Raw genomic sequence first — 15,532 nt, 5'->3', positions numbered from 1 at the left:
CACTTCTGCCAGTGACATGCGCGCTACACAATTGCCGCCTATCCGCCCGACGGCATGCATATGATTTGGTAGCGACGGGAACGGCAGGAGACGAATGAATTCCGGTCCGCCAGGGGGGCGGCCATGACGATGCTCGTCGCGCTGGCGCTGGTAGCCACGCAAGGTGATCCCCTGCTCTCCATCGATCTTCCGGCGCAGCCGGTGGGGGCCGGGCTCGACCGGCTGGCGCGTCAGGCAGGCGAAGCGCTGGTCGCGCGGCCCGGCGATCTGGCCGGACGGCGTTCGCCCGCGCTGCATGGGCGGATGCGCCTGTCGACCGCGCTCGCCCGCTGGTGCGCGCCCGCCGCTCTGTCCTGCCGCCGGATCGCAGGCGGAATCGTCGTGCGCGCGATGGGGCCGGTGCCGCGCGCGATCCCCCTTCGCGCCCGCCCCGGGCCGCCGCCCGAAGACCCGATGACCAGCCCCGATGTGATCGTCAGCGGCCGTCGCGGGACGACCGTGCAGGGCGAGTTGGAGCGCAGCTATTCCGCCTCGCACCTCGATGCCGTCGAACTGGCCCGACGGGCGCCGCAAAGTCTGGCGGAATTGCTCTCCGGTCTGCCCGGGCTCTGGGTGGACAGCTCGGCCGGGGTCGCGGCCAACACCATCCGGGTGCGCGGCATCCCGCTCGACGGGTATCAGGCGATCGCGGTGCAGGAAGACGGGCTGCCGGTGCAGCACGACACGCTGCCCTGGACCGATATCGACCAGTTCGTCCGCCCCGACCTGATGATCGAGAGCAGCGACTATGTGCGCGGCGGTCCCTCGGCGATCTTCGTGAGCAACGCGCCGGGCGGCGTGCTGAACCTGCGCACCCGCGCACCCCGCGACCGGGCGGGCGGGGAAACGCGAGCAACCACGGCCGATTACGGCCTGATCCGCTGGGAAGGCTATGCAACCGGGTCGGTCGGCGGCGGCTGGCGGGTGATCGCGGGGGGATCGGTGGCGCGCGATCCGACGGTTCGACGCATAGCCTCGACGCTGGGCGGCGGGCAGTATCGGGTGCGCGCGGACCATGATCTGGGTGGCGGCGGACGAATGTCGCTGGCGGTGCACGGGCTGGACGACGATACGCTCAACATCTCGTCCTTTCCGATGCGGTATGACGGCGGGCGGATCACGCCGCTGCCTGGCTTCGATCCCCGGAGGGGCAGTTTTCTGGGGCCGGAGCTGACCCGGCTGCGCTTTGCGGCGCTGGGCGACCGGCCGCTGGGACGCAACAACCGCAACCGCATGGTGACGCCCTCGCTAGCCTGGACCCAGCCGGTCGCGGGCGGCGTGCTGACCCTGCGCACCCATTACCGTGCCTCGCGAACCGAGCGTTATGCGCTGTCCTCGTCGGGTGGCGCGATCCCGGCGGCACAGGCCATCGCCGACGCGCTGCCGCGCCTGACCGCCGCCTTCCCTGCCACCACGCAGATCGCATTACGCCATGCGAGCGACGGCAGCGCCTTTGTGCCGCTGCCTGGCAACGACCGCGTCATCGTGCTGAACCCGGTGGCGGCAGATACACGGCTGAACGAGGCAATCGTCGACCTGTCCTATGCTCATGCGCTGGAGGCGGCGGGGCATCATGACCTGACGCTGGGGCTCTATGCCGTCGGTTATCGCTGGGACTTTCGGCGGGCCGTCGCCCGTGCGCTGCTGGAGGCGCGCGATCAGGGACGACGGCTCGATCTGGTCGCTCTAGATGGCAGCGGGCGGGTGCTGGGTCGGGCGACTGATGAGGGGCTGCTCAGCACGGGTTCGACCTATGAGGCCGTGCAGGGGCACCAGCAAATGATCGCGCTCTATGCCGCCGACGAATGGCAGCTGAGCCCGCGCTGGCGGCTCGACTGGGGGCTGCGGCACGAGCGGGCGGCGCTGTCGGCGACGGTCGAGCGTCCCATGGTCATGGACGGCGGCGATCCCACGACCCTGGCCGACGACCGGATCGCGGTCGGGTCGGGGCTGTCGGACGCACGGGCAAAGCGTATCGCCCGCACCGCCGCGACGCTGGCCGTGCACTGGCGGGCAAGCGACCGGCTGGGCGCCTTTGCCCGCGCCACCCGTGCGATGCGGCTGCCCGACCCCGGTGTGTTCCGCATCGGCGGCAGCGACCAGCCCCGCGCGCTGACGATCGAGCAGGCCGAGCTGGGGCTGATCTGGCGACACGGCACCACCGGCCTGGACGCGACGCTGTTCGCCAGCCGCTTTCCCGACATCGCGCTGCCTGACCTGTCGCTCGATCCGGCGACCGGCGCGGTGCGGGTCGGGGCCTATCAGGCGGCGGCACGCACCATCGGGCTGGAGGTCGGGGCCGGGGCGGCTCCCCTGCCCGGCCTGTCGCTGCGTGCCACGGTGACATGGCAGGACCCGCGCCTGCAATCCTATCGCGTCGCCAGCCTGACCGACGGTGCGGTGACGGTCATGGACCTGAGCGGCCGCATCCCCCGCCGGGTGCCGCGCATCATGGCCAGCCTGTCGGCCAGCGCCGCCCTGCCCGGCACCGGCGTCACGCTGGACGGCGACCTGTCGGCGATGGGACGGCGCTATGCCGATGACGCCAACAGTCTGGCGCTGCCCGGCTTCGCGCTGGTGAATATGGGCGCGCGTTTCGACGCGACCGAGGCACTGACGCTCCGCCTGCGCGCGACGAACCTGTTCGACCGGATCGCAATCATGCAAGGCGACGCGCTGGGCGGCGAAGTCCGTGCCGGGGACAATGGCGGTGTCGTCACCGTCCGCGCGCAGCAGGGCCGGGTCGTCTCGCTCAGCGCGGACTGGCGGTTCTAGCGCGGTAGCGCGCCAATTCCTCGGCGGCCGCCGCCATGTCGCGCCGGAATGCCGCATTGCCATGCTCCCGCGCCACGACGGCGCTGGCCGCCATATAGCCCCCCTCGACCGCGCTTCGGCTGTGCGAGCCGCAGATCCAGCGGCTGTCGCCATAATCGCGCCCGCGCGCCAGGATCGGCTGCGCCCGGTCGGGCAGCAACTCGGCCATCAGCAGCGCAAAGCCCCAGCCATGCGCGGTATGCCCCGAGGGATAGTCCCCATTGGCGATCAGCGAAGGCTTGCGCGGCTCGCAAATCGGAAGGTCGCTGCCGATAAAGGGCCGCTTCGACTGCCAATGCGCCTTGGCCGATCCGATCGCCGCCGAGCGATCCGCATCGAACTTCGCCAACAGCGCAGCGGTGATGGGCAGCTTGGTCCAGTCGGGCCGGAAACCCAGCGCGGTGGCGAAACGCTCGCCCAGGTCGCTGGAGACATCGGCCGTCGCCTGTTGCCACCGCGCCATGCCGTTCAGCGCACGGCTGTCGCGAAAGGCCCGCGCATCGGCCAGCGCGCGCGGTGATCCCGGCGTCGGCGGCCCGGGCAGCACCGCCGCCAGGTCCAACCCCTCGCCCGCCGCCAGATAGCCCCCCATCTCCCGTGCGCCAGCCGTCTCCCGCCCGGACGCCGCCGCCGGTGCCAGCGTGACGAGCGCCATCGAAGCCGCCAGCCCCCACCGCCTTGTCCGCTTCGCCATGTTACCCATCCCTTTCCAAGACTTGGACCGATGCCCCCAAGAGCCCATCGGCCGCCTATCGGGGACAGGGTCTTTCAGAACTTTCAACGTCCAAGACAAGCTTAACCGGACTTGTAACAAAAACGCCATAAATGTCTTAAAACTTTTACAAAAATCCTTGTCCCCGTTTGACGGCGCCCCCCGTCTTCCCCGCAATCGTCCTTATGGCTGGACGAGCCATTTGTCTTTTGGGGGTTTGAAGTGATGGGAACGAAGCGGACGCTGTTGCTGGCGTCGAGCGCGCTGTTTGTCGCGCAGCCGGTATTGGCGCAGGATCAGGCCGAACAGGTGGCCGAGGCCACCGGCGGGGCGACCAACGAAGGGGGCGATGTCGTCGTCACTGGATACCGCACCAGCCTGGCGCAGGCGCGCAACTCGAAGCGTGACGCGACGATCATCAAGGACTCGATCTCGGCCTCCGACATCGCCGCCTTCCCCGACCTGAACCTGGCCGAGGCGCTGCAGCGCCTGCCGGGCGTCGCGATCAACCGCGAAGCGGGCGAAGGTCGCCGCATCTCCTTGCGCGGCCTGGGCCCCGACTTCACCCGCGTCCAGCTGAACGGCATGGAAGTGCTGGGCAATGTCGACTCGCCCCAGGACAGCCGCGGCCAGAGCACGCGCGACCGCGCTTTCGACTTCAACCTGTTCGCCGCCGAACTGTTCAACCATGTCGATGTCGAAAAGTCGTATCAGGCGCAGCAGACCGAGGGCGGTTTGGCGGGCACCGTCGGCCTCTTCACCGCACGCCCGTTCGACTACAAGGGCAGCAAGATCGCGCTGTCGGCGCAGGGCGGCAGCAACACGCTGACCCGCGATTTCCAGCCGCGCCTGACCGGCCTCATCTCCAAGAACTGGGGCAATTTCGGCATCTTGGTGTCGGGTGCTTACAGCCGCCGCAACACCCGTGAGGAAGGTTTCGACACCTATCGCTGGCGCCGCAACCGCGCGAACGGCAGCAACATCAGCACCCTGACCGCCGCCGAGCAGGCCAAGATCAATTCGGGCGACCTGCTGTTCGCGCGCGGCAACCGCCTGTCGGTGTGGGACAGCAAGCAGGAGCGGATCGGCCTGACCTCGTCGATTCAATGGGCGCCGACCGACAAGGTCCATGTCACGCTCGACGGCCTGTACGGCCAGTTCAAGGGCGACCGGTTCGAGACCCACCTCGCCTCGCGCGGCGGCGGCAGCTCGACCTGGCTGGGCGGCGGCGAGACCTTTGCGGGCACCGTCTATCCGAACTCGCGCGTCAACGCGATCCAGTGGAACGACCGTAACGAGGTGACCTATCTCGACGTGTCGGGCGGCAAGGCGTCGACCGAAACCCGCGTCCAGAACACCAAGAACGTCTTCAAGCAGGTCGTGCTGAGCGGCGATGCCGAGCTGGTCGAAGGCCTGAAGTTCACCTGGCTGGGCGGTGTCGAGCGTTCGCGCTACGACATGCCGGTCAACGACAAGTTCACCCTCGAAGGGTTTGGCGACGTCATCTCCGACTATCGCGGCGGCACCTATTCGCTGGTCAACACGTACAAGTTCAACACGGCCGACCCCAATTTCTGGCACGCCAAGCGCCTGTACGCGAACAACACTTTCCAGGATTCGGCATTCGACAACGTCAAGGGCCGCTTCGACTATAAGTTCAGCCCCGACGACACGATCAGCGTGGGCGGCGAATGGCGTCGCTTCGCCAATGGCGGCTATTATGCCGAGCAGGACAATATCCTGACCAGCAGCTTCGTGTCGGGCAAGGTCAACGCCAATCCCAGTGCCTATGCCCAGACCTATACCGGCTATTCGGGCCAGGACTGGACGATCGTCAACTTCCCCAAGATGCTCCAGACGCTGGGGATCGACCGGTCGCAATATCTGACCAACAAGATCGGCGTCTATGCGGTCGAGGAGCGGACGGCGGCGGGCTTCGTCCAGTATGACTGGAACCACATATTGGGCGGCATCCCGTTCCGCGGCAATATCGGTGCGCGCTATTATCGCACCACCGTCACCTCGAACGGCACGGCCAATGTCGGCCCCGTCACGGTGCGCGGCGAATATGAGGGCGTGCTGCCCGCAGCCAACCTGATCTTCGAGTTGAACCCCGGCCTGATGCTGCGCTTCGCCGCGTCGAAGAACATCAACCGTCCGGCGCTCGGTGCGCTGGCGGTCAATGGCTCGGTGACGAACGACAATGGCAATGTCACCGTGTCGATCGGCAACCCGAACCTGCGCCCGTACAAGTCGAACGACTATAATATCTCGACCGAATATTATTTTGGCTCGGTCGGTTATGTCGCCGCCGCCCTGTTCTACAAGAATCTTGACGGCTATATCTCGACCCAGACGGTCAACAACGTGCCCTATTCGCAGACGGGCCTGCCCGACAATCTCTATCCGGGCGTGACCGGATCGACGGTGGTCGACAGCTATTCGCGCCCCGTCAACCTGGCGAAGACCAACCTGTTCGGCATCGAGCTATCCGGCCAGACCGACTTCAAGTTCCTGCCCGCCCCCTTCGACCGGTTGGGGACGGCGGTGAACTTCACCTATGTCGACTCGCGGCTGGATTATTCGAAGATCTATGCGGGCAGCATCCCGACCACGCTGGAGGGCCTGAGCAAGTATAACGCCAACGCCACGCTCTATTACCAGGACAAGGCGTTCGACGCCCGCGTCTCGGCCAATTACCGCAGCGGCTATATCTTCAGCGCCTCGCCGGTGCTGACGGCGCTGGGGCCGGACCAGGACGTGACCGGGTTCGAGGGCACGGTCTATGTCGACATGTCGGCGCATTATTCGGTCGCGAAGAACGTCCAGCTGACGCTCAACGGCATCAACCTGACCAACCAGCGCGAGCGGCAATATTCGAACAGCACCCGGCGTCTGTACGTCGTGACCCGTTCGGGCTCGACGCTGCTGGGCGGTATCCGCGTCACCTTCTGATCCTGATCCCAACGCCCTTGATGTCCTGCCCGTGCGGGATATCAAGGGCCCCCTGTGCCGCGTCGGCCCGTCACGGGCCGGCGCGGTGTTTTTTCGACGAGGATTGTCCCCGGATGCGATGCAACCGGCTCTTCCTGAACGGGACCGAATGACCGCCGCGAACGCCTGGATCGCGGAGGGGCGCGAGCGTTTGCTGACCTATGTCCGCAGGCGAATCCGCGAACCCGAACAGGCGGAGGATATCGTGCAGGAGGCGATCATGCGGGTCATCGAGCAGGAGCGGAAGCAGGTCATCGACCAGCCGCTCGCCTATGGCTTTCGCGTGGCCGACTCGGTCATCTACAATCGCGGGCGGCGCGGTGGCGAGCATCATGCGCCGGTCGATCCCGAGATCGCTTGCGCCCTGCCGCTGGCCGATGAGATCCTCGACTATCGCCAGCGTTACGACCGGTTTCAGGCCGCCCTATCGCGCCTGCCCGCCCAACGCCGCGCGGTCTTTGTCGAACGGCATCTGGAGGGCAAGTCGCGCCAGCAGATCGCCGAGGACATGGGCCTGAGCATCGAAGCGGTGAAGAAGCATCTGGTCCGCGCGATGATCGATCTGGACGGCTGCATCGACGATCTGCCCGTGCGGGGAGGTCGCCTGCATGACTGATCGCGAAACCATGCTGGAGCAGGCCGCCGACTGGGCCGACCGGCTCGATACGCTATCGCCTGACGAACGCGCCGAGCTGGGCGCATGGCTGAACGCGGCATCGGAGCACCGCGCGGCGCTGTCGCGGATGGTGCAGCTGCTGGGCGATCCGGCGCTGTTCGATGTGGTCGAGCAGGCCTCGCGCGACACCGCCATCCCCCCGCCCCGCGCACGTCCGCGTCGCTGGGTGGCATCGGGGACGGTGCGCCGCCGCCGGGTGGCGATGGGCCTCGCCGCCGGGCTGGCCGCCATCATCGCCGCGCCGTTCGTCTGGCATGTCGCGACCCCGGACGCGACGCCGGTCGAGCAGGTCTATGCCTCGACGGTCGGACAGCAGCGTCAGGTGGCCCTGCCCGATGGCTCGGACATGACGCTCGATGCGAACTCACGCGTTGCCATCGCCTTTTCGGGCAGTGGCCGCGACCTGCGGCTGGAAAGCGGAGCGGCCCGGTTCGAGGTGCGCCACGACGCCGCCCGCCCCTTTGCCGTGACCACGCCCGAAGGCCAGATGGTCGCGCTGGGCACCAATTTCAGCGTGGATCGCGGCGCGGGGCATAGCGAGTTGCGCGTCTATCGCGGGCGCGTGCGGCTGACCGTGCCGGGTCAGGCGGCGGTGGTCGTGACCGGCGGCCACTGGGCGGAGGCAGGCGCGGGGCGGATCGTCGTGCACGACTTCGACGTCGCCCGTTATCAGGGGTGGCAGGACCACTGGCTGAGCGGGGACCGGATCCGGCTGGGCGATGCGGTCGCCCGGCTGGGCCGTTACAGCACGCGGCCGATCCGGCTGGCCGATCCGGCCCTGACGGAGGAGACGTTCAACGGTCGGTTCCGACTGGACACGCCGGTCGAGAGCCTGACGCTGATCGGTGCGCTCTTCGATCTGTCGGTCAGGGATGATGGCCAGACCATCCATGTGTCGCGCACCGGCCGGATCAAATAGGCTAATTGGCCCAACCAATATCCGCAATACCAATTCAGACTCGACGTTGCAGCGGTCGGCTCATTGCGTCCGCGGGAGACCGGATCGGCATGAATATGCCCCGGGGGACCTTTCATGACAAAATCTTCATAACGTGTAACTAGCTGTAATATAGTGCTTATTTTTTGCGCATGACTGTTCTGACCAATTTTTGCGTGCAACCATTTCCGGCCCCGTTGACAGGCATGACCATTCCATGTCACCGATAAGACCATAAGATTACAACACCGCGATGCAGGAAGAAATATTCGGTCTTTCGGCGTGACGGTCGTACATGGTCCAAAGGATCAGGCGGCCTTTATGACGGCGGACTTCGGACAGGCTCCGCGTCCCGACGCAGCAGATGAGACGGCCGATCCCGGTCCGTGAACGCTCACCCGTTCCGGCCGCCGACGCCCCCTGCTTTCCGCCGGTCACAAGGGTCCTTTTCGGCAAAGTCTCGGGGAAGCCCGGCGCGATGTGCCCGCGCAGGGATCAGAGGGAGGGAAAGAGCATGACCATGTCACCGTGCCACGATGCGTCGCGTCTTCGGCGCAAACGCCTGCTTCACACGACGGCCTTCACGATGGCCTGGGCCGCTTCGGCGATGATCGCCGCGCCGGCCATGGCGCAGACCAGCGGCCCCGCCGCCGCTTCCACCACCAGCATCGCCGCCGCCTCGGATGCCGCACAGGCAACGCCCCAGGCCGACACCGCCGGGGCCGATGCGCAGAACGAGATCACCGTCACCGGCTATCGCCAGAGCATCGCCTCCGCCCTCGCCGCCAAGCGCAACGACATCCGCATCACCGACGGCATCTCGTCGGAGGATATCGGCAAGTTCCCTGCCCAGAACATCACCGAAGCGATCCAGCGTATCGCGGGCGTCCAGATGTCGAACATCAACGGTCGCGGCTCGACGATCAGCATCCGGGGCCTGGGCCCGCAATATGCCCGCACCACGATCAACGGCCAGACCTTCGCCAGCGCCGACTTCAAGGACGGCTTCCGCTACGACATCATCCAGACCGATCTGGCGAGCGCGATCCAGGTCATCAAGTCGCCGACCGCCGACATGGACACGGGCGGCCTGGCGGGCACCGTCAACATCGATACGGTCAAGCCGCTCGCCTATAAGGGCCCCAGCTTCATCGCCGGGATCAAGGGCTATTATTCCGACTATCGCAAGGACGCGACGCCCAAGGTCAACGCGGCTTATATCAAGCGCTTCGCCGACGACACGATCGGCGTCATGCTGGACGTCGGCTATCAGAAGCTGAAGGATCGCGGCGACTATCTGTTCATCAAGAACTGGTATCAGCCGGGCGCCGTGGCCGGGGCCGCCAATGTTCAGGTGCCGGGCAATCTCCGCTATCGCCGGATCGACCGCGACACCGAGCAGCTGATGGGCAGCGGCGCGATCCAGTGGAAGCCGCAGGACAATTTCGAGGTCCTGTTGCAGGGCGAATATTCGCGCGACCATACGCGTTACGACACCCGCCAGATGGTCTTCGGCCGCTGGGCCGCCTCGGCGGTGACGGTGAACGGCACGTCCAACGGCGTGGCCGACAAGATTTCGATCAGCAATTTCAACGTCGACAACAACGACCAGCCCGAACTGCGCAACCTCCAGACGCAGGCCTATACCGGCACCGTCAACTGGAGCCCGACCGACACCACCCATATCCATGCGGTCGGCCATTATACCCAGGGTGATGCCAAGCTGTACGAATGGGCGACGATCGACGAGGTGCGCTTCGCGAACGGCGGCCAGCTCGACATTTCCGATCCGTTCAACGTCCGCTGGAACACCGCCAGCCTGACCGACGGGTCGATCTACAATATGGCGAACCGCACCTGGTACGCCTTTGTCGACGGTGCGACGCATATCCAGTCGGCCCGCGACCGCGCGATCCAGACCGACCTGACCCAGGATCTCGACTGGCACGGGATCAAGGCGCTGGTCATCGGCGCGAAATATCATCACGAAAGCTTCGATACCAAGGCGTATCGCCACGACCGCGACGCCGATGTCAGCGATCCCGTCACCTATCCCGAATTCGCCTGGATTCCCGATCTGTCGAAGACGGGCGTGCTGGTGAACAACTTCCTGGGCGGATCGATGTCGATCCCGCACAGCTTCCTGTCGGTCAATGCTCCGTTGTGGCAGCAGATCCTGCGCGACAAGGGCATTTCGGTGCCCGACACGCCCGACTGGCCCAACACCTACAAGGTCGATCGCTATATCCCGGCGGTCTATGCGATGGCCAATATCGACGGCACGCTGTTCGACCTGCCGGTGCGCGGCAATGTCGGCGTCCGGTACGAACACACCCATCAGAACGTCACCAGCAGCCTGACCAACGGCACCGGCAGCGACGCGACCCTGTTGGGCCAGCAGCATGTCGTGCAGGATTATGGCAATGTCCTGCCCAGTGCCAGCTTCGCGCTGGACCTGACGCCGCGCCTGGTCGCCCGCATCGCCGCCGCCAAGGTGCTGGTCCGCCCGCTGCTCAACAGCCAGACGCAGATGGCCGACACGATCAGCCGCGTCACCACCAGCCTGCGTCCGAGCGTCTCGGTGGCGCAGGGCGAGAGCCGGTTGAAGCCGTTGACCGCCAACCAGCTGGACCTCAGCCTGGAATTCTACCACGGCAAGGGCAACTCGATCACGCTGGCCGGTTTCTACAAGGCGGTGAAGAACGGCACCTTCACCCAATTCTACTGCCCCGGCTCGTTCGACGGCGTGGCGCTAAACGGCGTGGTCAGCGATTGCCAGTCGGCCGACCTAAAGACCGATTACAGCTTCAGCCGGGTGCTGAACGACGACCGGGTCATCCATATCAAGGGGCTGGAACTGGGCGCGTCGCAGAATTTCGATGCGATCCTGCCCGTCAAGGGCTTCGGCGCGGTCGGCAACGTCACTATGGTCGACACCGATGCCAGCGCGATCGGCACCGGCTTCAACCTGCGCGACCTGTCGAAGCTGACCTGGAACCTGACGCCCTATTGGGAAAACGAGATGTTCAGCGTGCGGCTGTCGGTCAACCACCGCAGCTCGTACGTGCAGGATGCGGCATCCAGCTTCTTCGTCAATGGCGGCCTGACCCATGTGGTGCGCCCGCGCACCCAGATGGACCTAGGGTCAGGACTCGTTGATCACAGCCAGAAGATGACGGTGGCCGCGAGAGCAACGGCGGAAAAGAAGGCCGTGGGGCAGCGATCGTAGCGTGTGGCAACGCGGCGCCAGTCTTTGAGGCGGCCGAACATGATCTCGATGCGGCTGCGACGCCGATAGCGGCGCTTGTCGTATCTGACCGGCTCGTTGCGCGATCGTCGGCCCGGGATGCATGGCTGGATGCCCTTGGCCTGGAGAGCGTCCCTGAACCAATCGGCGTCGTAGCCGCGGTCGCCGAGCAGCCACTGCGCTTTTGGCAGGTCGTCCAGCAGGGCTGCCGCGCCGGTGTAGTCGCTGACTTGGCCTGCGGTCATGAAGAAGCTCAATGGGCGGCCGTTCGCGTCGGCCACGGCATGGAGCTTGGTGTTCATGCCGCCCTTGGTGCGTCCGATCAGGCGGCCGAGATCCCCTTTTTAACCCGCAGGCTCGATGCCGTGCGGTGCGCCTTCAGGTAGGTCGCATCGATCATGACGGTTTTCGGTTCGGCATCGCCTGCAGCCAGCCCCTCCATCATGCGCGTGAACACGCCACGCTCGCCCCAGCGCTTCCACCGGTTGTACAGCGTCTTGTGAGGACCATAGGCGCTGGGCGCATCCCGCCAGCGCAGCCCATTGCGGTTGACGAAGACGATGCCGCTCAGCACCCGCCGGTCATCCACCCGAGGCTTGCCGTGGCTCTTGGGGAAGAACGGCCGCAGCCGCTCCATCTGATCGTCCGTCAGCCAAAAAAGGTCGCTCATCACCAGTCTCCTCGTGGAGCCTGAATCAGATCGCGACGCTCACATCAATGGGTCCTGACCCTAGCGCTGGGCTTCAATCCCGCCAGCTATCTCAGCTTCACGGCGGGCATCATCAACCTGAACAACACGCACGAAGACGCCTACCAGACCAACGCGAACACCTTCCAGCTCGCCAGCCGGACGGGTCGCACCATCTACCTCTCGGCATCGACGCGCTTTTAAACCTCCCCCTGGAGGGCGGACGGCCATGTGGACCGGACCGCCCTTCCTTTTCTTGGGACGGAAGCCGCCCACAAGGCGGCTTTTGCCATTCGGAAGAGGCTCATATTGCTGATCTGGAACGGTTTTTCCGCCTCAACCCAGATGCAATAATTTTGACCAATCGGCGAGCTGCAACCGTTGACAGGTCAGACCATTCCATGTCACCGATAAGACCATAAGATAACAACATCGCGAAGCAGGAAGACGTTTTCGATCAACGGCGCGCGCCACCACGACTGCAAAATGCAGCGGGGGTCGTGACGGTGATCGGTGGAAGGTGACGCGGTTCGACGCAAGCAATGGGTCCGGCTCGACGGGCTCGGGCACGGTTTTGCCGTCCCGGCCGATGCTCCCCCCTGCCCGCGCGACGGCGACATCGTCCGATCGGATTCGACGTCCGGTGCCATGTCGGGGGCCGGTCGACTTGGGGGGAAGACCATGACTGTATCGCAACCAAATGAGAAACGACGCCCGACGCGCACGGGCCTGCTTCATGGCACGGCCTGGCTGGTGGCGGTCGCGGGAGCCGCGCCCGCACTGGCACAGACCACACCCACCGCCGACACGGCCCAGGCGGCGGCCGAGGACGGCCAAAACGAGATCACCGTCACCGGCTATCGCCAGAGCATCGCCTCGGCTCTCGCCACCAAGCGCAAGGACATCCGGGTCAGCGACGGCATCTCCGCCGAGGATATCGGCAAGTTCCCGGCGCAGAACATCACCGAATCGATCCAGCGCATCTCGGGCGTGCAGATGCAGAACATCAACGGGCGCGGTGCGACGATCAGCATCCGGGGCCTGGGTCCGCAATACGCCCTGACCACGATCAACGGCCAGACCTTCAAGAGCGCCGACTTCACCGACGGCTTCCGCTACGACATCATCCAGACCGAGCTGGCCAATGCCGTACAGGTCATCAAGTCGCCGACCGCCGACATGGACAGCGGGGGCCTGTCCGGCACGGTCAACATCAACACGCTGAAGCCGCTGGATTACAAGACGCGGAAAGTCGTGCTGTCGGCCAAGGCGCAGAATTCCGAATATGCGGGCCGCGCGATCACGCCCAAATTCGGCGCCAGCTATGTCGATCAGCTCGCGGGCGGGACGCTCGGCGTCTATCTGAATCTGGGCTATCAGAAGCTGAAGGATCGCGCCGACTATCTGTTCCAGGACCGCTGGGCGACGCAGAATGTGAACGGCGCGACGATCGCCGTGCCGCGCCGACCGCGCTATCGCCGGATCGACCGCTCGATCGACCAGATCATGGGCAGCGGCGGCGTGCAGTGGCGGCCCAACGACCAGTGGGAGATCGACGCCAACGCCATCTATGCGCGTGACGACACCCATTACGACGTCAACCAGCAGGTCTTCCTGTTCAACACCGCACGCCTGACTCCGGTCAGCGTGGCGAACGGCGCCTCCATGGTCACGACCGCGACCAACTTCACGCTGGAGAACAACCGCCAGGAGGAAACCCGCAAGCTGTCGAGCCAGGGCTACACGCTCAGCGCCAAGTGGCGGGGCGAGGATGGCTGGACCGCGCGCGCGGTCGGCAACTATACGCGCGGCCATGCCTATTCGCGCGAGGATGCCGCGATCCTGGGCGTCACCATCCCGTCGGCCACGCTGGACATCACCGATCCGTTCAACGTCAAATACAGCGTGGCGGCCAATCTGACCGACCCGGCGCTCTACAACCGCTCCACGCTGGTGCGGAACGAGTTTCCGGTCGGCGCGACCCGCCGGACGACGGGCAAGGAAATCTCCGGTCAGGGCGACGTGACCAAGGACGTGTCGCTGGGACCGATCTCGCAATTCGCGGTCGGTGCGAAATATCGGCATGAGAGCTTCGTACGCGATGTCGGCCGCCACGACCTCGCCTCGCTGGCCAACCGCCCCGGCGCCACCGCCACCGTCTTCCCGGCGCTGTCGAGCAGCAGCTATCCGGTCGGCGGCTTCCTGAACGGCATGGGCAGCATCCCCACCAGTTGGATCGCCCCCGATATCGGCGCGTACAGCCAAGCGCTGGCCGGGGCCGGGATCAGCGTGCCGGACCTGCCCGCGCCGGAATCCAGCTATACCGTCGATCGCTATATCCCGGCGGTCTATGCCATGGCCAATATCGACACGACGCTGTTCAACGCGCCGCTACGCGGCAATGTCGGCGTACGGTACGAACATACGTTGCAGGTGGTGAAGGGCAATATCACCGCCCCGCGCACCGGATCCTATACCAACGTCACCAACAAGATCGGCGATTACACGTCGCGCCAGGACTATCAGAACGTCCTGCCCAATTTGACCTTGGTGCTGGAGCCGACCTCCAAGCTGCAACTGCGTTTCGCCGCCGCCAAGGTGCTGGTCCGCCCGATCCTGGACGCCAATACCTCGATGGCGCAGACGACCTCGTCGGTGGCGAACACCTTCCCCGCCGGGACCAACACCGTCACCGTCGATCTGGGCCAGGCGGGGCTGAAGCCGCTGACCGCCGATCAGATCGATCTGGGCGCGGAATGGTATTATGGCGCGGCCAGTGCGATCTCGGTCAACGGCTTCTACAAATGGGTGAAGAACGGCACCTTCTCGTCGCTGGTCTGCCCGGCCTCGTTCCGGGGCACGACACTGAGCCGCGCGTCGAGCGGCGACTGCGTCGATAGTTCGGGCAATATCTACAACGTCACCCAGACGTCGAACGACCCGCGCATCATCCGCATCCGGGGCGTCGAGTTCGGCTGGAACCAGTCGCTCGACCGCATCCTGCCGGTCGACGGGTTCGGCTTCATGGCCAATTACACCCGCGTCATCCCGACCCAGGTGGCGATCGGCACCGGCTTTACCGTGCGCAACCTGTCGAAGGACACGGTCAACATCACGCCCTATTGGGAAAACCGCCACTTCAGCCTGCGCCTGTCGGCCAATTACCGCAGCTCCTATGTCCAGAACGGTGCGGACAGCTTCTTCGCGACCGAGAGGCATACGGTGCGCGGCCGCACCCAGTTCGACCTCAGCGCGGGCTATACCCCGAACGAGACGCTCAGCTTCGCGGCCGGGATCATCAACCTGAACAACAGCCGCGAACAGGCCTATTACAACAACAATCCCGCGATCTGGCAGGAGACGAGCTTCTATGGCCGCTCCTTCTACCTGTCGGTGTCGACGCGGTTCTGATCTTCCCGATTGGG

The 15,532-nt window shown here is 65.5% G+C and carries 8 protein-coding genes; 6 read left to right on the top strand and 2 right to left on the bottom strand.

Features of this window, described 5'->3' with window-relative positions; all coding sequences use genetic code 11:
- The first annotated feature begins 123 nt into the window (after positions 1-123).
- Positions 124-2,814, top strand: coding sequence for a TonB-dependent receptor domain-containing protein (locus tag ACWKSV_RS01340; RefSeq protein WP_191864820.1), 2,691 nt, complete (start codon positions 124-126; stop codon positions 2,812-2,814).
- Here the strand turns inward: ACWKSV_RS01340 and ACWKSV_RS01335 are convergent.
- Positions 2,792-3,547: an acid phosphatase gene (locus ACWKSV_RS01335; protein WP_172839643.1), complete on the bottom strand. Its 756-nt coding sequence runs from the start codon at positions 3,545-3,547 to the stop codon at positions 2,792-2,794. The two genes, ACWKSV_RS01340 and ACWKSV_RS01335, sit on opposite strands and share 23 nt — an antisense overlap.
- A 243-nt stretch (positions 3,548-3,790) precedes the next feature.
- Here ACWKSV_RS01335 and ACWKSV_RS01330 point away from each other — a divergent pair, with 243 nt between their 5' ends.
- From ACWKSV_RS01330 to ACWKSV_RS01315, 4 genes are all read left to right on the top strand, one after another.
- Positions 3,791-6,520, top strand: coding sequence for a TonB-dependent receptor (locus ACWKSV_RS01330; RefSeq protein WP_076715590.1), 2,730 nt, complete (start codon positions 3,791-3,793; stop codon positions 6,518-6,520).
- Positions 6,521-6,668: 148 nt separating this feature from the next.
- On the top strand, positions 6,669-7,175 hold the full coding sequence (locus ACWKSV_RS01325; RefSeq protein WP_076715589.1) for an RNA polymerase sigma factor: 507 nt from the start codon (positions 6,669-6,671) through the stop codon (positions 7,173-7,175).
- Positions 7,168-8,154, top strand: coding sequence for a FecR family protein (locus ACWKSV_RS01320; RefSeq protein WP_076715587.1), 987 nt, complete (start codon positions 7,168-7,170; stop codon positions 8,152-8,154). The genes ACWKSV_RS01325 and ACWKSV_RS01320 overlap by 8 nt, the downstream gene beginning before the upstream one ends.
- A 604-nt stretch (positions 8,155-8,758) precedes the next feature.
- Positions 8,759-11,401: a TonB-dependent receptor gene (locus ACWKSV_RS01315; RefSeq protein WP_483666834.1), complete on the top strand. Its 2,643-nt coding sequence runs from the start codon at positions 8,759-8,761 to the stop codon at positions 11,399-11,401.
- Here the strand turns inward: ACWKSV_RS01315 and ACWKSV_RS01310 are convergent.
- Positions 11,332-12,089, bottom strand: a protein-coding gene (locus ACWKSV_RS01310; RefSeq protein ID WP_156884132.1) for an IS5 family transposase whose coding sequence is annotated in 2 segments (ribosomal slippage) — positions 11,332-11,756 and positions 11,756-12,089 — 759 coding nt in all. Because the reading frame shifts where the segments join, the coding sequence is not laid out codon by codon here. The genes ACWKSV_RS01315 and ACWKSV_RS01310 overlap by 70 nt on opposite strands.
- A gap of 699 nt (positions 12,090-12,788) precedes the next feature.
- Between ACWKSV_RS01310 and ACWKSV_RS01305 the strand changes: the two genes are divergently transcribed.
- Positions 12,789-15,518, top strand: a complete 2,730-nt coding sequence (locus tag ACWKSV_RS01305) for a TonB-dependent receptor (RefSeq protein WP_483666833.1) — start codon at positions 12,789-12,791, stop codon at positions 15,516-15,518.
- The last annotated feature ends 14 nt before the right edge of the window (positions 15,519-15,532 follow it).

This window comes from Sphingomonas sp. SphC10 (assembly GCF_057004845.1).
The sequence above is the reverse complement of the archived record's forward strand: the minus strand, read 5'-3'. Positions and strand labels throughout refer to the sequence as shown.

Excerpts from the sequence above, each read along its gene's own strand:
- ACWKSV_RS01320 (WP_076715587.1), top strand. The coding sequence starts at position 7,168 with ATGACTGATCGCGAAACCATGCTGGAGCAGGCCGCCGACTGGGCCGAC.
- ACWKSV_RS01340 (WP_191864820.1), top strand. The coding sequence starts at position 124 with ATGACGATGCTCGTCGCGCTGGCGCTGGTAGCCACGCAAGGTGATCCC.
- ACWKSV_RS01325 (WP_076715589.1), top strand. The coding sequence starts at position 6,669 with ATGACCGCCGCGAACGCCTGGATCGCGGAGGGGCGCGAGCGTTTGCTG.
- ACWKSV_RS01330 (WP_076715590.1), top strand. The coding sequence starts at position 3,791 with ATGGGAACGAAGCGGACGCTGTTGCTGGCGTCGAGCGCGCTGTTTGTC.
- ACWKSV_RS01335 (WP_172839643.1), bottom strand. The coding sequence starts at position 3,547 with ATGGCGAAGCGGACAAGGCGGTGGGGGCTGGCGGCTTCGATGGCGCTC.
- ACWKSV_RS01305 (WP_483666833.1), top strand. The coding sequence starts at position 12,789 with ATGACTGTATCGCAACCAAATGAGAAACGACGCCCGACGCGCACGGGC.
- ACWKSV_RS01315 (WP_483666834.1), top strand. The coding sequence starts at position 8,759 with ATGGCCTGGGCCGCTTCGGCGATGATCGCCGCGCCGGCCATGGCGCAG.